The following is a 24,072-nucleotide window of genomic DNA, read 5'->3' on the forward strand; positions in this document are numbered from 1 at the left end:
CAGAATTGACTTACATATTCTCCTTAAGAATCCCCATCAATGGCAAATTTAGGATATTTCTTGCAAAGTCTAATAATCCCATATAAAGTATTATTAATCGTATTATTTAGGAGGTTGTTATGGGTGCTGTTGTAGCCAATGATTTAAAGACCAAGGGCATTAAAGCCATTGAAGACGCTTTACTAGGCCAACTAGAGGCGCCTGTTTCTGTGCGCGGGCAAATTAAATATGTTGTCATGAGTCAACAGCAATATCTATATCTACGCGAGTGCGAACTTGAGGCTGCTCTAGCCGAATCCAAAGCTGATTTGGCTAATGGTAAGTTTGTGAAAGAAACTGTAGCTGAGCATATCAAGCGTCTTAAGCAAATCAATAAAGCCGCGTAATGGCCTGGCAATTAATCTTTACTGATCAGTACAACAGGCGCGCCGCCAAGTTTTTAAAGCGCCATCCTGATGCAGAGGCTCAATACACCAAAGCACTTGAACTGCTAGAACTTAATCCGCACCATCCATCACTTCGCCTCCATGGCTTATCAGGAAAACTTGATGGCTTGCAAAGCATTTCGATCAACTTGAAATATCGCATCGTCATTGAAATGATTATTACTGAAACTGAAATTGTGTTGATCAATGTTGGCGACCATGATGCAGTCTATTAATCGAGCGCCCCATAACTAGACGCTGAATAAGTTTGCTCTATTTGGAACAGACAATAATTAATCCTCTATCTATCGAGGCTTGATGTGGCGAGACTTACGAAGGGCTGCTAACGACCTTAGCCGCCACTTAAGCAATTCTCAGGTTACTCATTGACCCGCCTAGATTCCTCAATGGTTTGCCCGTCTCGAATTGCATAAATGCGTTTAAATAGTGGGATAATTTTTTCATCATGGGTAACCACAATAATCGCAGTCTGATATTGACTGGCCATTTGATTTAAGATCCCCATCACCCCTAAGGCTCTTTCGCTATCCAAAGGAGCTGTCGGTTCATCAGCCAAAATGACGGGCGGCTTATTAGCCAATGCTCTTGCAATAGAAACCCGTTGTTGCTCTCCACCGGATAATTCTGATGGGCTAGCATTAGCCCGATGTGCAACATCTAAAGCCTCTAGCAACTCTCTAGCGCGTGCTCTAGCAATATTGTTTGGCACTCCCGCAAGCATAGGTAAAAGAGCCACGTTATCAGTCACGTTCAGAAAGGGAATTAAATAAGGTGCCTGAAAAATAAAGCCGATTTTGTCCCTTCTGAGTGCTCTTAGGTCTTTAATTTTCCAGCCATTCTCGTAGATAACTTCGCCGCCCAGAGTCATGCGACCTGCAGTGGGCTCAATGACTGCTCCTAGACATTTCAGTAGCGTACTTTTTCCGGATCCAGATGGGCCAATAAGCCCCACCACTTCACCTGGAGCAATTTGCATATTGACATTTTTGAGGGCATCTACAGCAGCGTCACCATGTCCGTAAGTTTTTCTAAGCCCTTCTAATTGAATGCTGTAAGTACTCATATCAGCCTCCAATTGCTTGGGCGGGATCTACCAGCAAAGCAGCTCTAATCGCCAAGGTACTAGCTAAAGCGCATATGACCATCACTAAAATGAATCCGATGATTGCGTCTACAGGCTCTAATAAAACATACTTTGGAAACAGCGGCGCCCAAAAAGTAGCAGAAGTTTTTCCCACAACAAAACCAATTAACCCCAAGCCAAGGGCTTGCTGCAGAATCATGCTGCCAATAGTACTATTTTGAGTGCCAATCAATTTCAACACGGCAATCTCCCTAATCTTTCCTAGGGTCATGGTGTAGATAATGAAAGCCACAATGGCAGCGCTTACTACCGCCAAGATCACTAGAAACATACCAATTTGTTTCGCAGAATTTGCAATCAACTTGGCAACAAGGATTTCTTCCATCTGCGCTCTTGTATACACCTCAAGATGTTTCCAGCGACGGATTGGTTTAGCCACCTCCTCCGGAGTTCTTCCTTCTTGGATTTGAACAAGGATGGCATTCACACTGTGATTGGTAGATTGCGATGCCGTAATAGCATCCAATAACCCAGGAATGGGGCGATTCAAACTGGGATTGGCTACGTTTCTGGCGCGATCATTCAGAATCGCATCGTTGTCCTTTAGAAATTGCGCCTCTTGCGCGTCTTTAATCGGGATGAATACCATGGGATCGCCACCCGATGAGACCATACGGCGAGTTAAGCCCACTACCCGATACTGATGGCGCTTAATTTGAATGAGGTCGTTTAGCTCAAACCCCGTTTTAACATCCGCCAATGCTTCATAGTGTGACTGAACAATATGTCGACCGGAAATCAAATAGGCCGGCTCACCAAGCTGCCCACTTTCTACCCCAACCACCATGACTCGAGTATCACTTTGTCCTTTGCGAACCTGCATTGTGAGATAGGTAATGTTAGCTGCGCGTGCAACGCCTGGCATTCCCAGCACACCCCTTACATAGTCATCTCGAATGCTGGATGCTTCAGCATAAGGGCCTTGGGTATCTTTTTGTACTACCCAAAGATCTGCACCGCTATTGTTTAGTAGGGCCATGGCATCATCCACCATGCCTCGATATACCCCTGCCATTGTTAGAGTGACACCGATTAGCAGCCCAAGACCCAATCCGGTGAGGGCAAACTTACCCCAAGAATGCGCAATGTCACGGCCCGCTAAGCTAATCACGGTGATTTCTTCAATAAAGAATCAACTACCTTAATGCGCTGCCCTTCTTTAATTTCAGCATCGCTATAGAGAACAACTTCATCACCACTCTTAAGTCCACTCAGAATAACCACTTGACCATTTAAGCCGTTTTGTCCAATTTGTACCCGAGCAAAGTGGGGCTTGCCATCCTTGAGCACCCATACCCCAGTTTCATCACCCCTCTTTTTAATGCTTGCGTTGGGCAAGCTAAGGCCATATTCACTGGGGGCTAATTGCAATGTCACTTCTGCCATCTCTCCAATTGAAACAGTCTTAGGCATATCTATCATTTCAATTTGGGCGATGCGTTCTTCTGCAACACTATCACTGAGCATCTCAACGCGAACTACCTTGCCCGAGATTGGGTGATGTGGATTAGAGCGCAATATCACATTTGCATCTAAGCCAACAGCTAATCCCATTGACTTACCTTGATCAAACCGTGTCTTAATCCATAGGCTCGTTGGGTCGATTAACTTTAAAACTGCCTGACCAGCAATAACAGTTGAGCCTGGCTCGGCATCCCTAGAAGTAATGATTCCATCTACTGGGGCCCTTAATTTAATATTGAGCTCTTGTTGTTTAAGACCATCCAAATCAGCAGTTGTTTTTTGAACAATCGCTTTTGCTGAATTGAGTTCCTGCAACTTTCCGTCCACTGCAATCGGGCTAATGAAATTTTTCTTTCCCAACTCTTCATATCGCTTGTGCGTTTCAGAAGCTAACAGCAAACGTGCCCTTGCATCAGTCACTTGTGCCTGAGCAGCAACCATTTTCTGACTTAAATCAATTGAATCCATCTCGGCAAGTAATTGCCCCTCTTTAACTGAATTACCCACATCCACGTACACGTTTAAAACGCGTCCAGCAACTACCGGCCCCATCAAGTAAGACCGCCTAGCTTCAATTGTTCCCACCCCAAATAGTGTTGGCGCAAGCGATTGGTCGCTGACTTTAATGGTCGTGACTTTAGTGGATGCTAAAGGCCCAGAATTTAGAACAACAAATCCAAATACGACTAATAAAAATGTAAGCGTGAGACCCATCAGCAATTGACGACGGGTAATGTCCAATTCACGCATTCGGAGCAGAAGCGAACTTAAGAGTTCTTTTAATTTAATTGTGGTATTCATATTTGAATCTAGGTTTATATTTTGCGAACCATCAATAAACTTAAGTGAACGAGATGTGTCCCTTAATGATGCTCCTTTTGGTTGTCAAATAGCGATTTAATTACCCATCTCACAGGAGATCAACTCAATCAAAGTTAACTCTCGCTTTTTGTCTACTTTGCTTTTTCTTGGATCATTATTCATTATACTTTAAGATATAATGAATAATGATCTTCAGGCAGCAAAAAAATTAAATAAACTAAAATTGCATTATTTGTACCCGAAGATAAATCCAAAAAACACAACATTGATAATAAGAATTCAATGGCCAATATGTGATCGCTTAATCTAGCAATAGCTGTCCTTCTATTGTAGATTTGGGTATTTGCGAAGTCTTTTGAAGCTTAAACCTTAGTCAAAGCAACGCCTAGATAAATAACCCAACTAAATTTAAAGGTTCTCGTAGTTTAATTTCAGATTGGAGATTTTGCGTTTTCAAGTGTATCGATTAATGCCTCCAAAAAAGAAATTAATCCTCAAAAATATTAGGAATTCCATTTAATAAAATTTTTTTTGAACTTGATACTGACTCATCCAGATCAGACTCTATAATTTTCCTAAAATTAGTGCAATTATCTCTATGCACACACTCAGACAGAGTTTGATGCTTTTTACGATCGTTATATGCCGTGCAATGATCGCGAGTCCAGCTTCCGTCCAACGGGCAAGAATCTTTCTTTCCCATACACACCCCCACTTAGTCAAAAATACTGCATTGAGGTAATTTAAAGCGCATCCTAAGACTAGGACTTAATCTAAATTACATATGTTGCGTTGCTTTTAACCCTGTTTGCTAAGTTCCTTAATCGGGTAGGGTTTCTTGGTTAATTTTCCGTACAGATATGCAGCGGCAACCAGGACTAACGAGTCCGCAAAAATAGGATAGATCGCAAAGTAATAGCTACTAATATTTCCAGCGGCGATAAACATTGCCAGTAATAAAGCTGTTGGGCTAAAGCACTTTAAACTATACATAGCTAAAGCTGAAGCGACAACCGCTGCTGGCATTCCCACAAATGGCGAAGGGAAGATAGAGACGCTGGCTGCAGCCAATAATGCAGAAACCACGTTGCCTTCGATAATTGCCTTAGGATGAAACATCGGGCTAGATGGCATTAGAAAAATCATCAGCGCCATCACCAAAAAAACAGCATTGATAGGCACCGCTTGCTCAGTTGTGCCAACTAGCTCGTTAAACATGATGACAGCAATAATCAGTACATCTACCCCAAAGCAAATCCTAAGGATTTCTAGCCAAGAAAATCCATAAGGATCGGGCGGAATATACTTTTTAAGTCTAGATAGATAGTTTTCCCAACGATTACTCATATCTTATAGAATTTAGCAGAAATCAATATTCAATCCATGTTTCTTTAGGCTATTAATTAATTAGGCGCTTAGAATTCCAATGTAGACACAAATTCAGAAGGGATCATACGTGGCTTTGGAGGGGTGGATCTATCTGGCGTACCTATATTAATAAAACATAATGGATCCTCGTAATCTTGAAGGCCAAATAGCTCCCTTACCGGCTTCATATACATTGATTTACCACTTGTTGGGCTTGCACCAAACCCCATAGCATGGGAAATTAAAAAGATGTTCTGTATGGCACATCCAGCGGAAATGATTCGTTCGCTAGGTGGAACTTCTGAATCCGTACCTCTAGCATTCACAATTGCTAGCATTACCAAAGGTGACCTATGGGCTTTCACCATGGCGTCCTGAACTTGTTGCTCAGTTGCACCCGGGTCCCGCTCAAGCAATGATTTTGCAAAGGCGTCCGCTAATAATCCCCTGCACTCAAGAGGGCAGATAACAAAACGCCACGGACGAGTCAAATTATGATCAGGCGCCGTCGCAGCCATCGAAAAAATAGTTTCCAATTGCTCTGGGGTAGGCCCAGGCTGAAATAGCCTTTTAGGCAAAAATGATTGTCTTGAGCTAATTAATGCTGCCGCCATTTCTGCAGTCTGGTTATTCGACATGTTTTGGATCTCCATCAAAATGATCATCAGCGTAAGGCCCGGTTCCGCAGCTATCTGCATGGTGCGCCGGGATAAACTTTCCTTCAGTTACATCAAATACCTGCACTTCACCCTCTTCAATTACGTAATACCAACCGTGAAGGGTTAACTCCTTGTTTTCAACTTGTGAGCGAACCATTGGGTATTCCATTAAACGTTCTAGCTGCAAGATGACTGAGCGTTGCTCCACCCTTCGGAGTGCCTCAGGGGTTTGGCAGACCGGCAAAAGTGCCTCATCAATTAATTCAAGCCAAGCACTTAAATTAATCGCCTCTTCTGGCACCCCTTCATAAGCTGACCTGACTGCCCCACAATGACTATGTCCACATACAACAATTCGACTAACATTAAGTTGCATTACTGCAAATTCAATTCCTGCAGCCGTCCCATGAATACCATAGAAACCATCGTAAGGTGGAACAATGGCGCCTACATTGCGCAAAATAAACAAGTCTCCAGGCCCCGTTCCGGTAAGTAAATATGGAACAATTCTGGAATCAGAACAACCTAAAAATAAGGTTTTAGGTGTCTGCCCATTTTGAATAAGGCTTGTAAATTCTTGGCGATGCGCCGGGAAATATTCTGTCCGAAATTTGCGCAGTCGATCTAATAACTCATCTGGCATCGTCAATTGCTCTCATCGTTTACTTACGACCCATACCGAATTTTCTACTACGTACAATTTGATATGGTCTTACCAGATAGGTGATGGATGCAAACCCACTCCAAATATGAACAAGTCGGGTAAATGGAAAGATTAAGAAAATTGTCATTCCTAAGAACATGTGCAATTTAAATACCCAATCTACCCCACTTAATAACTCAACAGCTCCACCACGTAAGGTGACTATATGTTGAGCCCAGCCTGCCAGCTTCATCATGACCGAACCATCTAAATGTTGGCCAGATAGAGGAATGGTTGCAAGGCCAAGAAATAACTGAAGCCAAAGCAAAACTGCAATCAAAATATCGCTAGGCCTAGATGTCGCGCGAATGCGGTCATCAGTTAAACGTCTGTGCAATAAGATTGTTAGGCCGATAAATCCAAACACCCCAGCAATTCCCCCGCTAGCCATAGCCATTACTTGCTTTTGACCGGCCGTAATAAATGGCTCATACAAGAAATGTGGTGTCAGCATGCCAAAGAAGTGGCCAAAGAATAAAAAGAGCACGCCAATATGAAAGAAGATGCTGCCTATGCGCAATTGTTTCTTACGTAATAATTGGCTTGAGTCGCTTTTCCAGGTGTACTGATCCCTATCAAACCGAATAAGACTTCCTACAAAAAATACCGCAAGGCAAATATAAGGATAAATTCCAAAAATAAATGTATCTAGATAGCTCATGGCTGAACTCCTTTGAACTCTTTCGCACGTTTGACAAATTGAAGCGGTTGCTCTTCACCAGGTTTGGATTGGCCACGGGTTGAGCATCCGCCAAATGCTGGAGGCTCTGCCCACTCTTCATCCATAGACTCTTCCTCAATCTTCAATTCAACAATTTTGAATTTTTCACCGGAGAACTCTATAGCTGCAGCTATCAACCATGCGTAACGGTTGTTACGAGCAACTAAAGTGGAGTAGACGGCATTCAAGATATGGGCCATTTCCCCAATAAATTGCCTGGACTGATCTAAGGGTAGTGTTGAGGCAAACTCGAGAATTACCGACAAGTGATCGGGAAGCTCATTAGCGCTTAACTCTAAACCACCATCTTTATAAGTTTGAAGTAAGTCAACCATAGCTTGACCGCGCTCACGAGAGTCTCCATGAACATGCTCAAACAAGTGCAGGGATGTCGCCCTACCTCGATCAAAGCACTCTACATATTCTTCCTGCAGGTCATACAAATCTGCAGATTCCAGGTGGTTAACAAAATCAACTAGACCGGCATAAACCTTTTTATTGAGCTTTGGCATTGCCAATAGCGCACTAGTCACTTCGGCTGAATGCTGAATAATCTCTGCATCTGGATACTGAAGAAATCTAGAAAGCGCTCGTAATGGTAGTGAATGTTTCATCATTTCTCCTAAACAGCCGGCTTAATTGGAATGGTGCGACGCTTAGTACCGCCGAAGAGACTTGCTTCAGAGTCGCCATCAGAGCATCCGTTTCCAAAAGTAAAGCCGCAACTTCCCTTCATATCGAATGTATTTTCTGCATACTCACGATGCGATGTTGGAATGACAAAACGATCTTCATAGTTAGCAATCGCCATGGTCTGATACATATCTTCTACCTGATCTTCGGAGATGCCAGCCTGTTTCAATGCCTCTAGATTGCGTGTGCCATCCACATGCTTATCTCGCTGCCATGCCCTCATTGCCAACATTTTTTCTAAGGCGGATATCACCGGAGCCTCATCTCCAGCAGTTAACATATTGGCTAAATATTGCACCGGAATACGTAACTGCTTCACATCTGGAATATGGCCATTTACTCCGACATAACCAGCCTCCACTGCCCCAGTAACCGGGGAAAGTGGTGGAACATACCAAACCATTGGAAGCGTTCTATATTCTGGATGAAGTGGTAATGCAATTTTCCAATCCATCGCCATTTTGTATACAGGACTCTTTTTGGCAGACTCCACCCAAGATGGAGGCACGCCGTCAGCTAAAGCTTGTTTCTGTACTTCTGGATCATTTGGATCCAAAAATACCTTCAACTGTGCTTTATATAAATCTTTTTCGTTCTCAACGCTGGCAGCGCTTTCAATTTGGTCGGCATCGTAAAGCATGACACCTAAATAACGGATACGGCCAACACAGGTTTCCGAACAGACTGTTGGTTGACCCGCCTCAATACGTGGATAGCAGAAAATGCATTTCTCTGCTTTACCGCTTTTCCAGTTGTAATAAATCTTTTTGTACGGACATGCAGAGACGCACATACGCCATCCACGGCATTTATCCTGGTCAATTAAAACAATCCCATCCTCTTCACGCTTGTAAATAGAACCTGATGGACAAGATGCAACGCAAGCAGGGTTCAAACAATGCTCACACAGACGTGGCATATACATCATGAATGTATTTTCGAACTGTCCCCATACGTCTTTTTGCATTTGATCAAAGTTGGAGTCTTTACTACGTTTTGCGAACTCACCACCAAGAATTTCTTCCCAGTTTGGGCCCCACTCTATCTTCTCCATGCGCTTGCCAGTGATTAAGCTTCTTGGGCGAGCAGTCGGAGTGGCCTTAGATTCGGGAGCGCTTTGTAAATGCTCATAGTCAAATGTAAATGGTTCGTAGTAATCGTCTATTTCTGGCAAATTAGGGTTGCCAAATAAGTTCATCCAAATCTTGGACCTACCACCTTGTTTAGGCTCAATCTTGCCATTGCTTTTACGCTTCCAGCCACCCTTCCACCTCTCTTGATCTTCCCAATTTTTTGGGTAACCGATTCCTGGTTTTGTTTCAACGTTATTAAACCAGGCGTACTCCATCCCTGGACGATTCGTCCAAACCTGCTTGCAAGTAACGGAGCATGTGTGACAGCCGATACATTTATCCAGATTTAAGACCATGCCAATTTGTGCGCGAATTTTCATCTATTTTCTCCGTTACGCTTGAACTGTGTTGGCATATTCACTATCAAGCCAATCAATATTTCGCATCTTCCGAACTGTCACAAACTCATCTCGGTTAGTTCCAATCGTTCCGTAGTAATTAAATCCATAACTAAGTTGCGCATAACCACCAATCATGTGTGTGGGCTTAAGAACAATCCGCGTTACCGAGTTATGAATACCACCGCGCATACCAGTAATCTCAGATCCTGGCGTATTGATGATCTTCTCTTGAGCGTGATACATCATGACCATTCCTGGATTTACCCTTTGGCTCACGACAGCTCTCGCTGCTATTGCTCCATTGGCGTTATATAGCTCAACCCAATCGTTATCCACAATACCAGCTTTAACCGCATCATCTTCACTCAACCAAACGACTGGTCCACCACGATTCAGAGTCAGCATCATCAAGTTATCGCTATAGGTGGAATGAATGCCCCACTTTTGATGCGGCGTAATGAAGTTCAAAACAATTTCTTTATTTCCATTAGGCTTAATGCCCTTGACCTCAATAATGGTCTTTAAATCTACCGGCGGTCTATAAGAAACAAATCCTTCGCCAAATGCCCGCATCCACTTGTGATCCTGATAGAACTGTTGACGGCCAGTCAATGTTCTCCAAGGAATGTACTCATGAACGTTTGTATAACAAGCGTTATAAGAAACTTTTTCACTCTCCAGTCCAGACCAAGTTGGCGAACTGATGATCTTTCTTGGCTGCGCCTGAATATCACGGAAACGAATCTTCTCATCCTCGCGATGCAAAGCTAAATGCGCATGCTCAAGGCCCGTGATTTTGGATAATGCATCCCAAGCCTTGACTGCTACATGACCATTTGTCTCAGGAGCAAGCATTAATACAACCTCAGCAGCATCAATATCCGTTGAGATTTTTGCCATCCCCTTCATCTCGCCATGCTCAACACGACCATTGAGCTCCCGCAACTGCTCCACTTCAACCTTGGTATCCCAAGCAATACCCTTCCCGCCGTTTCCAACCTTGTCCATGAGCGGACCTAAGGCCGTAAAGCGGTTATAAGTATTTGGATAGTCACGCTCTACTACGGCAATTTGAGGCGCAGTTTTTCCGGGTATGAGATCGCACTCACCTTTCTTCCATTCCTGCACATCAAATGCCTGAGCTAATTCAGCGGGCGTGTCGTGCATTAAGGGAGTCATCACAATCTCTTTTTCAACACCCAGATGACCTACGCACACCTCTGAAAACTTTTTCGCAAATCCTTTATAGATATCCCAATCACTACGAGCCTCCCAAGCGGGGTCAACGGCTGTAGATAACGGATGGATAAATGGATGCATGTCGCTAGTATTAAGGTCATTCTTCTCATACCAAGTAGCAGTAGGTAGAACAATGTCGGAATACAAACAGGTAGTACTCATCCGAAAATCTAAGGTCACTAATAAATCAAGCTTGCCTTCAGGCGCCTTATCATGCCACTCGACTTCAGAAGGTCTTGCCTCATCAGCTCCAAGATCCTTGCCCTGAACACCGTGACTTGTTCCCAGTAGGTGTTTTAAAAAATACTCGTGCCCTTTTCCTGAGGATCCTAAAATATTAGATCTCCATACGAACATATTTCGCGGCCAATTGCTTGGATGATCTGGGTCCTCGCAACTCATTTGCAATGTTCCAGACTTCAAGCCATCAACAACATATTTCTTAGGATCTTTACCTGCAGCAAGAGCCTCTTTTACAACCTCAAGGGGATTTTTCTTTAACTGGGGAGCTGATGGCAACCAACCCATCCGCTCTGCACGGACGTTAAAGTCAATCATGCTGCCCGTGTACTCCTCTTTATTTGCTAGGGGCGATAACACCTCCTCCATACCAAGTTTTTCATAGCGCCATTGATCGGTATGCGCATAAAAGAAACTGGTAGAGTTTTGCTGACGCGGTGGACGAATCCAATCCAGTGCAAAAGCCAGGGGGGTCCAACCAGTTTGTGGGCGCAATTTTTCTTGACCTACATAGTGAGCCCAGCCACCACCGCTCTGGCCGATACAGCCACACATCATTAACATATTGATGATGCCGCGGTAATTCATATCACAGTGATACCAATGATTCATCGCAGCGCCAATAATGACCATTGACTTGCCTTTAGTCTTTTCTGCATTTTCTGCAAATTGACGAGCCACTGTGATTACTTGCTCACGCTTTACTCCGGTAATGGATTCTTGCCATGCTGGAGTATAAGGACCATTGTCATCATAAGATTTGGCGCACTCACCACCTAATCCACGGTCAATTCCATAATTACCTGCCAATAAGTCAAAAACTGTTGCTACAAATACTTCTTTTTCAACGCCATTCTCAGTAAGAATAATTTTCTTAGCAGGTATATTCTGAACAAGAACATCACTTTGCTTATTTGCATCAAAATATGGTGTATCAATACCACCAAAGTATGGGAATCCAACGGGGACAACCTCATGTATTGACTGATCCTCCATTAGTGATAACTTCAATTTCACATCATTACCGTAATTAGCTTCTTTTGATTCTAGATTCCATTTACCCTGGTCTTTACGTCGCTCCGGACCCCATCTAAATCCAATGGACCCATTCGGTACTACCGGCTTGCCAGCCGTATCGAATGCAACCGTTTTCCAGTCGGCGCCATTAGTCTGGCCAAGCTTGCCATCAAAATCGCTTGAACGCGCATAGCGTCCAGGAACCAATACTTTTCTGCCGTCATCCAATACTTTTTCTTCCAGCATCACCAGATTTGGCATATCTGTATAGCGACGTACGTAATCATCAAAATACTCAGTGCGCTTATTGAAATAAAACTCTTTCAGAATGACATGCCCCATGGCCATCGCAATCGCAGCATCTGTACCCTGCTTAGGGTGCATCCAAATGTCTGCTAATTTAGAAATTTCGGCATAGTCCGGAGTGATTGCCACCGTTTTAGCACCCTTATATCTCACCTCGGTAAAAAAGTGCGCATCGGGAGTACGTGTTTGAGGGACGTTAGAGCCCCATGCAATGATGAAAGTAGAGTTATACCAATCAGCAGATTCCGGCACATCGGTTTGCTCACCCCATACCTGGGGGCTAGCTGGCGGCAAATCACAATACCAATCGTAAAAGCTCATGCATACGCCACCGATTAGACTTAAGTAACGTGATCCAGCCGCATAACTCACCATTGACATTGCTGGGATCGGAGAGAAGCCAATAATCCGATCGGGTCCATGCTTTTTAATCGTATAGACATTCGCTGCGGCAATGATTTCATTTACCTCATCCCACGAACTGCGAACGAAACCACCCTTACCCCGTAACTCCATCCACTCTTTGCGCTTAGCAGTATTTTCAACTAAATTTGCCCAAGCATCTACCGGAGATTTGGCGACCGACTTTGCTTCACGCCACTGCTTTAGCAGTCGGCCGCGAATCATTGGATACTTCACGCGATTGGCGCTATACATATACCAGCTGTAGCTTGCGCCGCGTGCGCAACCCCGAGGCTCGTGATTAGGCAGGTCAGGTCTAGTGCGCGGGTAATCAGTTTGCTGAGTTTCCCAAGTAACAATGCCGCCTTTGACGTAAATTTTCCAAGAACATGATCCCGTGCAATTGGTACCATGCGTTGAACGTACGATCTTATCGTGCTGCCAGCGCGAACGATAAGAGTCTTCCCACGTGCGGTCTTCTCCGACCGTCACACCATGGCCATCTGAAAACCCTTCTTTATCTGCAGATAAAAACTTGAGGCGATCTAAAAAGTGACTCATATCAATCCTTTAATATTTTCTTAGCAAGGCATTGGTGCGTTCTTACGGCTGTAATACCACCAAGTAATGAACGTACAGGTAACGTAAAAAATAATGAACGAGTACAGGGCAGCTTCAGGACCGCCTGTAGCAGCAATAGAACTTCCATAACTCTTGGGAATGAAGAATCCGCCGTAAGCACCTACTGCAGAACTAAAACCGAGCACTGCTGCAGCTTCTTTATTGGCATCACGAATTGCTTGGTCCTTGTCAGCCTGAGTATTGCCAGCGGCACGTTGACGCTCTGTCATGAAAATGACTGGGATCATGCGGAAAGTTGATCCATTGCCAATTCCAGATGTTGCAAACAACACCATAAATGCAAACAAGAATCCGTAGAAGTCACCACCCGCGCCTTTGTGAGGCAGATAATTCAAGACTGCAAGTACACCAGCACCCATTGCAATGAAGTTCCAGAATGTAACTCTGGCGCCGCCTAGCTTATCTGCCAGCCATCCACCTATAGGTCTTGCTAATGCGCCAACCAATGGTCCAAGCCATGCATAACTAAGCGCGTTAACGCCAGGAAATTGGCCCTTAATCAGCAAAGGAAAGCCAGCTGAGTAGCCAATAAAAGAGCCGAAGGTACCCAAATACAACCAGCACATGAGCCAGTTATGTTTGCGCTTAAAAATCACTGCTTGATCAGCAAAAGAGGCTTTTGCCTCAGCCAAATCGTTCATACCAAACCAGGCAGCAATTGCCGATACCGCAATAAAAGGCACCCAAATGAAGCCAGCATTTTGCAGCCACATTGGAACTTCTTTACCGGCTTTTAAAATTATTGTGGAGTCACCACCTAAACTACCAAATACGCCTGCTGTAATCACTAGCGGTACAACTAACTGAACAATAGATACCCCCAAATTACCTAGACCTGCATTAAGGCCTAATGCCGTGCCTTTTTGCGCTTTGGGGTAGAAGAAGCTGATATTAGCCATTGAGGAAGCAAAATTTCCGCCACCCAACCCACATAACAAGGCTAGCAAGATGAAAAACTCATAAGGGGTTGCCGGATTCTGGACTGCAAATCCGATGCCAACAGCAGGAATTAATAATGATGCCGTTGAAATTGCCGTCCAGCGTCTGCCTCCAAAGATTGGAACTGCAAAAGAATAAAAAATTCGCAGAGTAGCGCCACATAATGCAGGAAGGGATGCCAACCAAAAAAGTTGATTCGTCGAGAATTTAAATCCAACATTCGGCAAGTTCACCACTACTACTGACCACACCATCCAGACTGCAAATGCGAGGGTTAATGCCGGAATCGAGATCAATAAATTGCGCTTCGCGATCGGCTTTCCAGTAAATTCCCAAAACTGCTTATTCTCCGGCTCCCAGCGCGAAATTACGGTCGAGGACATGATGTTTCCTTTTCTTTGCGATATTTAAGAAAGCGATGGAATGGATTTAGCACCCATCACTTCAGATTTACGAACTTCAGTGAGATACATCCAGATAAGCGATACCCACACTACGCCGTACATCAGCATGAATGCACTTGAACGAATCCCTGTGATATCTAAAATGGCGCCAAACATAATCGGCAGAATGAATCCGCCAAAACCACCGGCCAAACCAACAATTCCTGAAATGGTGCCGATATTTTCTGGGTAGTCGTCGCCGATATATTTGAAAACACTGGCCTTACCAAACGCCCATGCAATGCCCAAGATGAACATGAGGCCAGTAAACAAATAAATATTTAGGCCAATGTGAAAAGTCTCAGGCCCATTAATCGTTTGGATAGTGAAATCGGTTTGGGGGTAAGAGAGTAAAAAAAGGCAAATCCAACTTACCCACATTACCCACCAAGTGACCTGATGGGCACCATATTTGTCAGATAACCATCCACCAATTGCTCTTAATACGCCACCAGGTAATGAGAAACATGCAGCAAGTAATGCGGCGGTCCGAATTTCCAGACCAAACTCACCGACGTAGTACTGCACCATCCACAAACTGAGGCCAACATAACCACCAAAGACAATGCTGTAGTACTGGCAGTAGCGCAATACTTTCGGGTCTTTTAGGGCTTTTAATTGATCTTTAAAGGAAATATTGCTCGTTACCAAATGAGAAGGATCGCTAGCACTAAAAATCCAAAATAAGAGTGCTGCGCCCAACATAACGCCTGCATATACCTGCGGTACTACAGCCCAACCAAATGCCACCACCAAGGCAGGCGCTATAAATTTGTTAACTGCGGCACCAGAGTTACCAGCACCATAGACGCCCATTGCAAAACCCTGACGATTTTTTGGGAACCATCTTGCTACATAAGGAGTGCCGACAGAGAACGATCCGCCAGCCAAGCCTACGAATAGACCAATAACCAGAAAGTGCCAATATTGGCTGGCATAACTCATCATCCAGATAGGAATAACTGTAGAGAGCATCAGTAAAAACATCACAATGCGACCACCGAATCGATCGGTCCAGATTCCCAGGGGCACACGTACAAGTGAACCAGTCAAAATAGGGGTAGCTGTTAAAAGACCAAATTGAGTTGCACTTAAGTCGAGTGATTTTTTAATCGGTATACCAATCACCCCGAACATCATCCACACCATAAAGCAAACGGTGAAGGCAAATGTGCTGACAATCAAAACTGAATATGCTTTAGCGCTAGTTTTGGCTATCGAACTCATGAATACCCCTTAATGTCATGAGTTAATTATCAAAACTAACGGGGATTAAGAATATCCTCCAAAAGACTACTTTCAAAAAGCAGTCGAACTATAGGCAGCTGTGGCTTATAGTTCTTTAGGACTAGTACTTACGAAATAATGCCTTCAGCATTGGCAAACACTGCCACCTGTACTCGAGAAGTCAAGTTGAGCTTTCTCAAAATATGCTGTACGTGAATCTTGACAGTAGTTTCAGCTATGCCAAGCTGCCGAGCGATTTCTTTATTACTTGACCCAACGGCAATCAAGCGGACAGTATCGATCTCCCTGGGTGATAACGTAGCCGCCAAAGAAGTATTTGAGGGCTTATCTTCTTTTCTGGTATTGGTCTTAAAGGCACTAACTAGCTTATGAGTCAGCTCCTTGCTAATAACCGACTCACCTTCAAACGCCTTCCGAATGCCAAGTAGAAGCTCGTCTTTCTCGCTAGTTTTAAGCAAATACCCCTGGGCGCCATTTTGCAAAGCTTGCATTAAATCAGATTCATCTTCGCTCACTGTAAGCATGATGACAGTCGAATCAGGGGATGCATGAAAAATATCAGGGAGCGATTGAATGCCACTGGCGCCAGGCAAATGATTGTCAAGCAAGATTACATCCGGCTTTAGAGATTTACATAAGCGCAACGCCTCAATAGCGTCCCCAGCTTCGCCGACAACATCAAAGTCACTGGCCTGCGAAATTAAAGCGATCAAACCTCGCCTAAATAAGGTGTGATCGTCAACAACTAGAATCCGGATTTTTTCCAATTTTTTCCACACCTTCAATATTGAGATAACAGAATATCACCTACGTAGGTAAAGTTAACGATATGCAGGTTCCTGCCAATGCCTCCGAGCTCAACTCCAGCTTGGCTCCAATTTTATTGGCACGTTCCTGCATGATACTCATCCCCACATGCGTGCTATCAACCGTATTTAGCTCTGTTGAAAAACCAATCCCATCATCAATTACTCTAAACGTCCATTTTGGCGATTGCGCTACTTCGACTCTTACAATGCTCGCTTTCGAATGCTTTCTGATATTTGATAAGGCCTCTTGAATGACATGCATTACCTGAATCTGAACATCTGGCGCTAAAGGAAGTCCTTGCCCTTCAACAGATAGCTCAGTATGAATACCGGATTGGTGCTCGAATTTTTGTAAAGTCGTCTTTATCGCAGGTTCAATATCCTCGGTATTAGTACGCGTTCTAAAATGCAACAAAAGCTCGCGCACGTCACTATAACTTTCTCTCAAGCCTTCATCCAGCTCACCTAGGATAGTTTTGGCCTTTTCCGTAGCGGGCTCTACGATCTCATCTCTGAGCATTCCAACCTGTAATTTTAAAAACGCTAGTGACTGCGCAATTGAATCATGCAACTCTCTTGCTAATAAACTGCGCTCCTCAGAAATTGCCGCCTCTTTCTCCAAAGCTTTAATTCTCAAAGCCTCCATTGCCCCAGCCAAATGATGCGCCAAGGTCCCTAGCAAGGCCCTCTGATCTGAATCTATCGACTGCTCCTTAGTATAAAAAATATCAATTTCGCCAAGTAAATCTTGCTGAAATAGGATCGGAACCGAAATGAGGGCGTTATAACCTGCCTTTACGCAATGCCGATCCGCCTCTATCTTTGGATCAAATGTAATTACCTGAATTTCTGCATTACCACTAGACTGCCCACAGTAACAGTCTCCAGCAACCAAACATTGCTCATCCTCGGTAATAGATGAGGGTAAATTTGCGCCAGATAATAAAAAATATCTCTTATTTGCCTGATCTGTCCAACGTATCGCGATGGCAGAAGCGTCCGTTATAGACAAAATTCGCTTTGAAAATCCCTGAGCCAATCTTTCCAGATTATCTTCTGTTGAAACGAATGAACTCAAATCATATAGCGCTTGCAAACGATTTTGTCGCTCTTGTAAATGGAATGTCTTTTCCCGGACCTTTGCCTCTAACCCGCTATATAAGTCACTAATAGTTTCAGTCATTGAATTAAAGCCGATTGCCAAATCACCAAATTCATCTTTTGCCTCGATTTGAACTCGTGTATTTAATTTTCCGGATCTCACACCATCAAAACCAATGCGCAGCTTCTCTACTGGATCTAAAATAACGGAATACCCCACATACATGATGACTAATGTGGCAAAAAGAGAGATAGCCAACATAGCAAACTGGAATAGATGGAGCATATTTGTCCAGTAATCAACCTCGACTTCTATTGACCCGACAAACCGATCAATATTCGCAACAAAATTATCAATGCGCGATACAGAAATACTGGTAGCCTTCCTCGTCTGTAGATCATCTTTGATGCTGCTCCATTGACCAGAAATATTTAGAAACAATTGTTTATTTAATTGATTCCAAGGCACAAATAGCGGCCGAGCTGGATCTCCATATTTAAGGGTAATGATGCTGTTGTCAAACTTAGTTATTAGCTTAGTTGTTGCCGCAGCATCACCCTCATTTACCAGAAGGGCTAACTGATAAGTTTGCATTCTCATGCGGCCAGCCTCATTGATTGCTGCCGCGCCACCCTCAAGCTTCCAAGTAACCCATAAAGTAAAGCTAATAGAAATCATCGCCAACACCAAAAGTGTCGTGCCAATGATCATTAGTTTCTTTTTTAAGGTAAATTCGGTATTCTTCATTCCACAACATAGAAATAATGATACAAAGAGACAAAGAGCCCAATTGGCTTCATCGCCTACACCCAGGACTATTTGGCATGTCCCTAAGCTTACTTAGCCTCTCCTTCGCATGGAGTAAATACTCTCACGTCACTTCAATTTCAACTTTTTGGATTGAACGTTTTTTTCTTGTACTCGGCATCTTCATTCTATGCTTTCTAACAATACTCTGGAGTATTAAGGCGATTTTTTATCCTCAAGCGATTAGGGAGAAGTTCTTAAACCCGGTTTTAGGCCCAATGATGGCTTATTTTCCTATTAGCACAATGCTTGCTATCGCTCTACTATTCCCCAGATTTCCGGAATACTCTACGTTTGCTTATACGTTAACTGCTATCGCGCTCATTATTCAAGTCACCATTGCTTGGCGAGTGGTTCATATGCTCTCAATGGGTAATATGCCCACTGACCAAGTAACACCAGCGCTGTATCTACCCATTGTTCCTGGCGGCTTAGTTGGAGGCGCTGCGTTAGCTGCAATTGGATTGCCTGGATTTGGATATCTTGTATGGGGAATGGGTCTTGGAGGTTGGGCGTTATTAGAAATGCGCATTTTGCATCGCTTGTTTGCAGGCCCTCTGCCACCGCAATTTCGCCCAACCATTGGAATTGAAATGGGTCCAGCAGCAGTTAGCACCATCACCGCCATTACGATTTGGCCAAACCTTCCAGTTGATGCCATCTTGGTAGGTTTGGGTATTGCATCAGGTCCTATTTTTGCAGTACTCACGAGATGGCGGTCTTGGACGGCGGTCCCCTTTTCATTTGGATTTTGGTCATTTGCATTCCCTGCTGCTGCAACCACCTCTTGCGTCATTGAGGCGGTTATACGAGGAGGCTGGCCCCATCAAGCTGCGACGATTGCAATTGCTATTTCTACTGCGCTTGTCCTATTTTTGCTAGCCCGAACAATAATCTTGTTGATTCAACAAAAACTATATTGAACTCACTGCATCCACAGATGATTAGCCACACGCTCCGACGTAACCACAACTTGTGCAGTAATCACAGCCATCTTTTTTTATCATCGCATGAGCGCCACAGTCCGGACATTTTTTCCCAGCCATTAGGCCCCCGCCCGTGCTTTTTTGAGAATCAAGCTCACCAATCGTAAACTCCTCTGCAGCTTTAAATTCTGTAATTCCCCTTTTGGCTAGGATATTCTCAATAGCAAAAGCTACAGCAGCCACTTCAGAGTCATGCCACATTGGGGCTACAGCACCATCTTGCTTTTTCTTCGTTCCTAATCGAACAGGCCCTCTATCCCAAGCAACCTTCCTCATATCGCTTAAAGCTCTAGCAAGAAAGCCTCCCCGCGCTGCAAGAGAGAGCATTCGCATACTCGAAGTAATCCACTGCTGAGACTCTCCACTTTGACCTACAGGCATAAAAAATTCAATTGCCCTCTCAACACTTGCTTTCTTGCCAGCAACCACCCCCTCAACAGTCAAAAAGGAAATAATTAAATACAGCGTTTTTTGCCCATCCTGAGTCCAGTAATTAATTTTCTCAGCCACCGCAGGTAATTCGCCATTAGGACGGCGATCCACCACTTTTTTTGACGGACTATTTCTCCAATCCTCGCCATCTAGATCTGCGCTTAAGGGATTCTCGTTTGGACTAGGAGTTACCTGCAATACCGAACCCAAAATACTATTGGGTCGATAGGTGGCCATTCCCTTGAGCCTGGACTTCCATGCCGTTAGATATAGATCCTTAAATTTCTCATAAGGATAATCTGCCGGAACATTTACCGTTTTTGAAATGGCGGTATCAATAAATGGTTGAACTGCTTCCATCATCAAAATATGATCTTCAGCAGACATTTCTAAGGCAGTTACGAAATACTCTGGCAATACATTGACGTCTCCACCCAATTCCTTATACATCCTCCAAGCGTGATCCTCAACCGCATACTCTTTCGTTGAGCCATCAGCCTCTCTTTTCTTTCTGGTATATGTCCATGAGAAAGGAGGCTCAATTCCATTTGATGCATTATCTGCGAATGCAAGACTCACTGTTCCAGTAGGCGCTATCGACAACAGGTGGCTATTTCTCAAGCCAAACTGCCGAATTTTTTTCTTCAAATCCTCACCAAGTCGACTCGCAAAATTTCCACCCGAAAGATATTGGTCGATATCCAAATCTGGAAATGACCCTTTCTCCTGAGCCAATGCAATTGAAGCCTCGTAGGAAATATCACGCAACTTTTCTGATATTTCCGCGGCCTTTAATCTCGCTGGAGCGCTGTTGTATGCCAGCTTAAGCATAATTAAGGCATCTCCAAGACCGGTAAAGCCTACGCCAATACGTCGCTTTGAGTGGGCCTCTAATCCCTGCTCTTCAAGTGGCCAGTATGTTGCATCCAAGACATTATCAAGCATGCGTACTTGAACCTTCACTACTTCAGAGAATTTATCAAAATCAAAATAAGGTTCACCTGAAAACCCGAAAGGATTGACGATAAATCTGGGGAGAATTATAGGGCCTAGGTCACAACAACCATAGGGAGGCAAGGGCTGCTCACCACAAGGATTGGTCGCCTCAATCCTCTCGCAATAATACAAATTATTGTCCTGATTAATATTATCAAGAAATAAAATTCCAGGCTCAGCAAAATCATAGGCAGATTGCATTACCGCATCCCAAACATCTCTTGCTTTTACTTTTTTGTATACCCAAATTCGATCGGTTTTTTGGTAAGCTCCATCAGCAATCAATAATTCACCAGGCTTTGCCTTGTGTATTAGCTCTATCTCTTCATCATCTTCAACCGATCGCATGAAGGCATCTGAAACGCCAACGGAGACATTGAAGTTATTCCATCGACCCGGCGTTCTTTTTGCCGTAATGAAATCTAATATATCTGGGTGGTCTATTCTCAATACCCCCATTTGCGCTCCTCGTCTTGCTCCAGCACTTTCTACTGTGGAACAGGATTGATCAAATACATTGATGTAACTACAAGGGCCTGAAGCAATTGAGGCGGTTCCTTTAACCTCGGCACCTTTGGGTCGAATTCTAGAAAAGTCATACCCAACGCCGCCGCCACGACGCATAGTTTCGGCAGCCTGCTTTAAAGCCTCATAAATACCAGGGTATCCATCCTCATCTAAGTCCTGAATACAATCTCCAACGGGCTGCACAAAGCAATTAATAAGTGTTGCCTTAATCCCAGTTCCAGCCGAGCTCATAATGCGACCGGCGCCAATGGCACCTGCATTGAAATTCTCCAAGAATTTCTTCTCCACTTCTTCGCGTAAAGACGGCTCTTCTACTGAGGCGAGACTTTTTGCCACCCTTGCAAAAATAGTTTGCTCATCTTTTTCACCATTTTTTAAATACTTTTCAGCTAATACATCAAAACTAATTGGCTGCATAACCATAATTTTCTGGCTCCACTTCTGACAATAATTGGGTAATTAATTCGATGACGGGGCGTATCTGATTGCCAAAAGGTAAGGCGCCGGCCCCTCGAAAAAACAACCCTTTCTGTACATTGCCAGTAAGGGCGCTCCCAAGGACCTTATCAATGCAAAATTGACCCCATGAACTATTACCATCACGCAAGCCGCAATCATGAAGGCAATCAAAAATCATTGTGCAACGTGGTTTTTTGCGAGCCGTACCTTGCAGAATGCTCTCAACCTTTAGATACTTTCCAAGCCAGGGAGTTTTGACTGCTCTAGCTGGAAGTCCAGCCACACTTAAAAACTCAACTAAATCCTTTTGTTTGGCATTAGCCAGCACATGTTTAAATGCCTCGTCAGCGTCGCTCTCACAAGTTACCGCAAAAGCAGTGCCTAACTGGACGCCAGATGCTCCAAGTGCCTGCAAGCGCTTAATGTCTTGTAAGGAAGAAACTCCGCCAGCTGCAATTAGCGGAATCTGCCCTTCAATTCCGATGGATTTAAAAAAAGTAAGCACCTCAGGGATGACATTTTCAAAATCAAATTTTGGGTTGTGAATATCCCCCACGCTAGATGCCCCTACATGCCCTCCAGCCAATCTAGGATTCTCGATCACAATGGCATCAGGAAGACGCCCTTTCTTCATCCATTTTTTTACTAATAATTGAACGCCTCTAGATTCTGACAGAATTGGAATCAAAATGGCATCCGGAAAATCTGCCGCTAGATCCGGTAAATCAAGCGGTAAGCCGGCACCCACTACGATGGCATCAGCTCCATTCTCTAAGGAACACCTTACATAGGCGGCATACTCATTCACAGCCTTCATGACGTTTACTGCAATTAAACCAAATCCCTCAGAATCTACTTTAGCCTGGGTAATTTCCCGCCTTAATGCCTCAATGTTCGCTTTATTAATGACCTCTCGACTATCCGAACAAGGAGATAGGTGTTGGGTCTCTTGCATTAAGTCTGGATGCAAACGCCTCAAATCAATGGAGGAGATCGTTCCCATGCCTCCATTTTTTGCAACTGCGCCCGCAAGACGATGAGCTGATACCCCTACACCCATACCGCCTTGCACAATAGGAAGAATTGTCTTGCCTTTGATGACTAGCGGTGTAATCCCGCTCTTAGTTAGTAGATCTCCTGAAAAGGAAGGAATCATCATATTCATTGGCATACCCATATAAGAGACTGCGCTATCAACTCAATAGCGCCACTACCCTGGTTGCCCATCCAAGCGGGGCTTGGTAAGCCAAGGAAAGTACTTGTAGATGTAAAGAATGAAAGCCAAACACCAGCAGATACCAGCTAACCCAATCGTAAAATGGAACCAAACGCCCACTGTTAAATGCGCAACCATCCAAATGACTGCTGTCACCTGCACCAATACATAACAGCTCACTTCTATTGCCCCTGCCTTAATCAGCCTGCCTGTATGCCCCATAGCCGTTCTGGTAATCATGCCAATAATTAAGCCGCCCGTAGCACCAATACCAAAAGCATGCAGAGCGATATACATGGAGACCAGCCCAAAAGATGAAAAGCCGAGGAGGATAAAACCTAAAGGAATCCAAAAATAGGCAGCGTGTAGGATCCATACGATTGGCTTGGATCGTGTAGCCAAAGGCTTCCAACCTAACAGCAAAATAAACTGTAATACGCCGGTCAGAATGCATATGAGAGCAGTAACAACGCTGACTGAAAAGAATATCCAAAGCAAAAAGGACGTCGCACTGAATGCCAGCACAACAGTTGCAAATGATTTATTGCGAAACTGCTTTATTCCCACAATGGCATTCGCGGTAAAGCTTGGAATAACTCGACCACCAATCATGATTTCAATCATCACAATTAAAAATAACGATGAAATCAAAGGGGCATTACTATCAATGCTGATATGCCCATAGGCAGACATATAGAACAGCCCATTCAATACTCCCAAAACACTAAGAATCAGGGGCAGGAATAGATTTCTCATCATGTTTCTTT

The 24,072-nt window shown here is 44.0% G+C and carries 20 protein-coding genes; 3 read left to right on the forward strand and 17 right to left on the reverse strand.

Annotation, left to right across the window (positions count from 1 at the left end; all coding sequences use genetic code 11):
* Window positions 1-119 precede the first annotated feature (119 nt).
* Together A2X74_RS03710 and A2X74_RS03715 are read left to right on the forward strand one after the other, a co-directional pair.
* Window positions 120-386 carry a hypothetical protein gene (locus A2X74_RS03710; RefSeq protein ID WP_293627914.1) on the forward strand — a complete coding sequence of 89 codons (267 nt, stop codon included), beginning with the start codon at window positions 120-122 and terminating at the stop codon, window positions 384-386.
* Entirely contained in the window at window positions 386-661 is a 276-nt protein-coding gene (locus A2X74_RS03715) for a hypothetical protein (protein ID WP_215301824.1), read from the forward strand. The genes A2X74_RS03710 and A2X74_RS03715 overlap by 1 nt, the downstream gene beginning before the upstream one ends.
* Window positions 662-804: 143 nt before the next feature.
* On the opposite strand, the gene A2X74_RS03720 is transcribed toward A2X74_RS03715, so the two are convergent.
* The 14 genes from A2X74_RS03720 to A2X74_RS03785 form a co-directional block, all read right to left on the reverse strand.
* Window positions 805-1,509 (reverse strand): ABC transporter ATP-binding protein, encoded by a 705-nt coding sequence (locus A2X74_RS03720; RefSeq protein ID WP_215302288.1) that lies wholly within the window; start codon window positions 1,507-1,509, stop codon window positions 805-807.
* Between the two features lies 1 nt (window position 1,510).
* On the reverse strand, window positions 1,511-2,701 hold the full coding sequence (locus A2X74_RS03725; RefSeq protein ID WP_293627904.1) for an ABC transporter permease: 1,191 nt from the start codon (window positions 2,699-2,701) through the stop codon (window positions 1,511-1,513).
* Window positions 2,698-3,855 carry an efflux RND transporter periplasmic adaptor subunit gene (locus A2X74_RS03730; protein ID WP_293627902.1) on the reverse strand — a complete coding sequence of 386 codons (1,158 nt, stop codon included), beginning with the start codon at window positions 3,853-3,855 and terminating at the stop codon, window positions 2,698-2,700. The genes A2X74_RS03725 and A2X74_RS03730 overlap by 4 nt, the downstream gene beginning before the upstream one ends.
* 819 nt (window positions 3,856-4,674) lie before the next feature.
* Window positions 4,675-5,223, reverse strand: coding sequence for an HPP family protein (locus tag A2X74_RS03735; protein WP_293627901.1), 549 nt, complete (start codon window positions 5,221-5,223; stop codon window positions 4,675-4,677).
* A 68-nt stretch (window positions 5,224-5,291) separates the two neighbouring features.
* The gene (locus tag A2X74_RS03740) at window positions 5,292-5,882 is read right to left on the reverse strand and encodes a nitroreductase (protein WP_293627899.1); all 591 of its coding nucleotides are present in this window, start codon (window positions 5,880-5,882) and stop codon (window positions 5,292-5,294) included.
* Window positions 5,872-6,546 carry a carbonic anhydrase gene (locus A2X74_RS03745; RefSeq protein ID WP_293627893.1) on the reverse strand — a complete coding sequence of 225 codons (675 nt, stop codon included), beginning with the start codon at window positions 6,544-6,546 and terminating at the stop codon, window positions 5,872-5,874. Before A2X74_RS03745 ends, A2X74_RS03740 begins: the two co-directional genes overlap by 11 nt.
* 19 nt (window positions 6,547-6,565) lie before the next feature.
* Window positions 6,566-7,267 (reverse strand): respiratory nitrate reductase subunit gamma, encoded by a 702-nt coding sequence (gene narI, locus A2X74_RS03750; protein ID WP_015420604.1) that lies wholly within the window; start codon window positions 7,265-7,267, stop codon window positions 6,566-6,568.
* Window positions 7,264-7,941 carry a nitrate reductase molybdenum cofactor assembly chaperone gene (gene narJ / locus A2X74_RS03755; protein WP_015420603.1) on the reverse strand — a complete coding sequence of 226 codons (678 nt, stop codon included), beginning with the start codon at window positions 7,939-7,941 and terminating at the stop codon, window positions 7,264-7,266. The genes narI and narJ overlap by 4 nt, the downstream gene beginning before the upstream one ends.
* Window positions 7,942-7,949: 8 nt before the next feature.
* Window positions 7,950-9,473: a nitrate reductase subunit beta gene (gene narH / locus A2X74_RS03760; protein ID WP_293627892.1), complete on the reverse strand. Its 1,524-nt coding sequence runs from the start codon at window positions 9,471-9,473 to the stop codon at window positions 7,950-7,952.
* 12 nt (window positions 9,474-9,485) lie between these two features.
* A complete protein-coding gene (locus tag A2X74_RS03765) occupies window positions 9,486-13,259 on the reverse strand; it encodes a nitrate reductase subunit alpha (RefSeq protein ID WP_293627891.1) in 3,774 nt (1,257 codons plus the stop codon).
* Window positions 13,260-13,279: 20 nt separating this feature from the next.
* Window positions 13,280-14,662 (reverse strand): NarK family nitrate/nitrite MFS transporter, encoded by a 1,383-nt coding sequence (locus A2X74_RS03770; RefSeq protein ID WP_293627890.1) that lies wholly within the window; start codon window positions 14,660-14,662, stop codon window positions 13,280-13,282.
* 24 nt (window positions 14,663-14,686) lie between these two features.
* A complete protein-coding gene (locus A2X74_RS03775) occupies window positions 14,687-15,949 on the reverse strand; it encodes a nitrate/nitrite transporter (RefSeq protein ID WP_216228703.1) in 1,263 nt (420 codons plus the stop codon).
* Between the two features lie 128 nt (window positions 15,950-16,077).
* Window positions 16,078-16,728, reverse strand: a complete 651-nt coding sequence (locus tag A2X74_RS03780; RefSeq protein WP_216182511.1) for a response regulator — start codon at window positions 16,726-16,728, stop codon at window positions 16,078-16,080.
* 49 nt (window positions 16,729-16,777) lie between these two features.
* On the reverse strand, window positions 16,778-18,628 hold the full coding sequence (locus A2X74_RS03785; RefSeq protein WP_293627888.1) for a type IV pili methyl-accepting chemotaxis transducer N-terminal domain-containing protein: 1,851 nt from the start codon (window positions 18,626-18,628) through the stop codon (window positions 16,778-16,780).
* Window positions 18,629-18,645: 17 nt separating this feature from the next.
* On the opposite strand from A2X74_RS03785, the gene A2X74_RS03790 reads away from it, so the two are divergent.
* On the forward strand, window positions 18,646-19,611 hold the full coding sequence (locus A2X74_RS03790; protein WP_015420595.1) for a potassium-tellurite ethidium and proflavin transporter: 966 nt from the start codon (window positions 18,646-18,648) through the stop codon (window positions 19,609-19,611).
* Between the two features lie 21 nt (window positions 19,612-19,632).
* Here A2X74_RS03790 and A2X74_RS03795 read toward each other — a convergent pair whose 3' ends face one another.
* The 3 genes from A2X74_RS03795 to A2X74_RS03805 all read right to left on the reverse strand — a co-directional run.
* The gene (locus A2X74_RS03795; protein WP_293627880.1) at window positions 19,633-22,053 is read right to left on the reverse strand and encodes an adenosylcobalamin-dependent ribonucleoside-diphosphate reductase; all 2,421 of its coding nucleotides are present in this window, start codon (window positions 22,051-22,053) and stop codon (window positions 19,633-19,635) included.
* The gene (locus tag A2X74_RS03800) at window positions 22,034-23,248 is read right to left on the reverse strand and encodes a nitronate monooxygenase family protein (RefSeq protein ID WP_255537731.1); all 1,215 of its coding nucleotides are present in this window, start codon (window positions 23,246-23,248) and stop codon (window positions 22,034-22,036) included. Before A2X74_RS03800 ends, A2X74_RS03795 begins: the two co-directional genes overlap by 20 nt.
* A gap of 51 nt (window positions 23,249-23,299) precedes the next feature.
* The coding region (locus A2X74_RS03805; RefSeq protein ID WP_299764496.1) for an NnrS family protein at window positions 23,300-24,072 on the reverse strand (773 nt) is incomplete at its 5' end.

Source organism: Polynucleobacter sp. GWA2_45_21, from assembly GCF_001830325.1.
Taxonomy (GTDB): domain Bacteria; phylum Pseudomonadota; class Gammaproteobacteria; order Burkholderiales; family Burkholderiaceae; genus Polynucleobacter.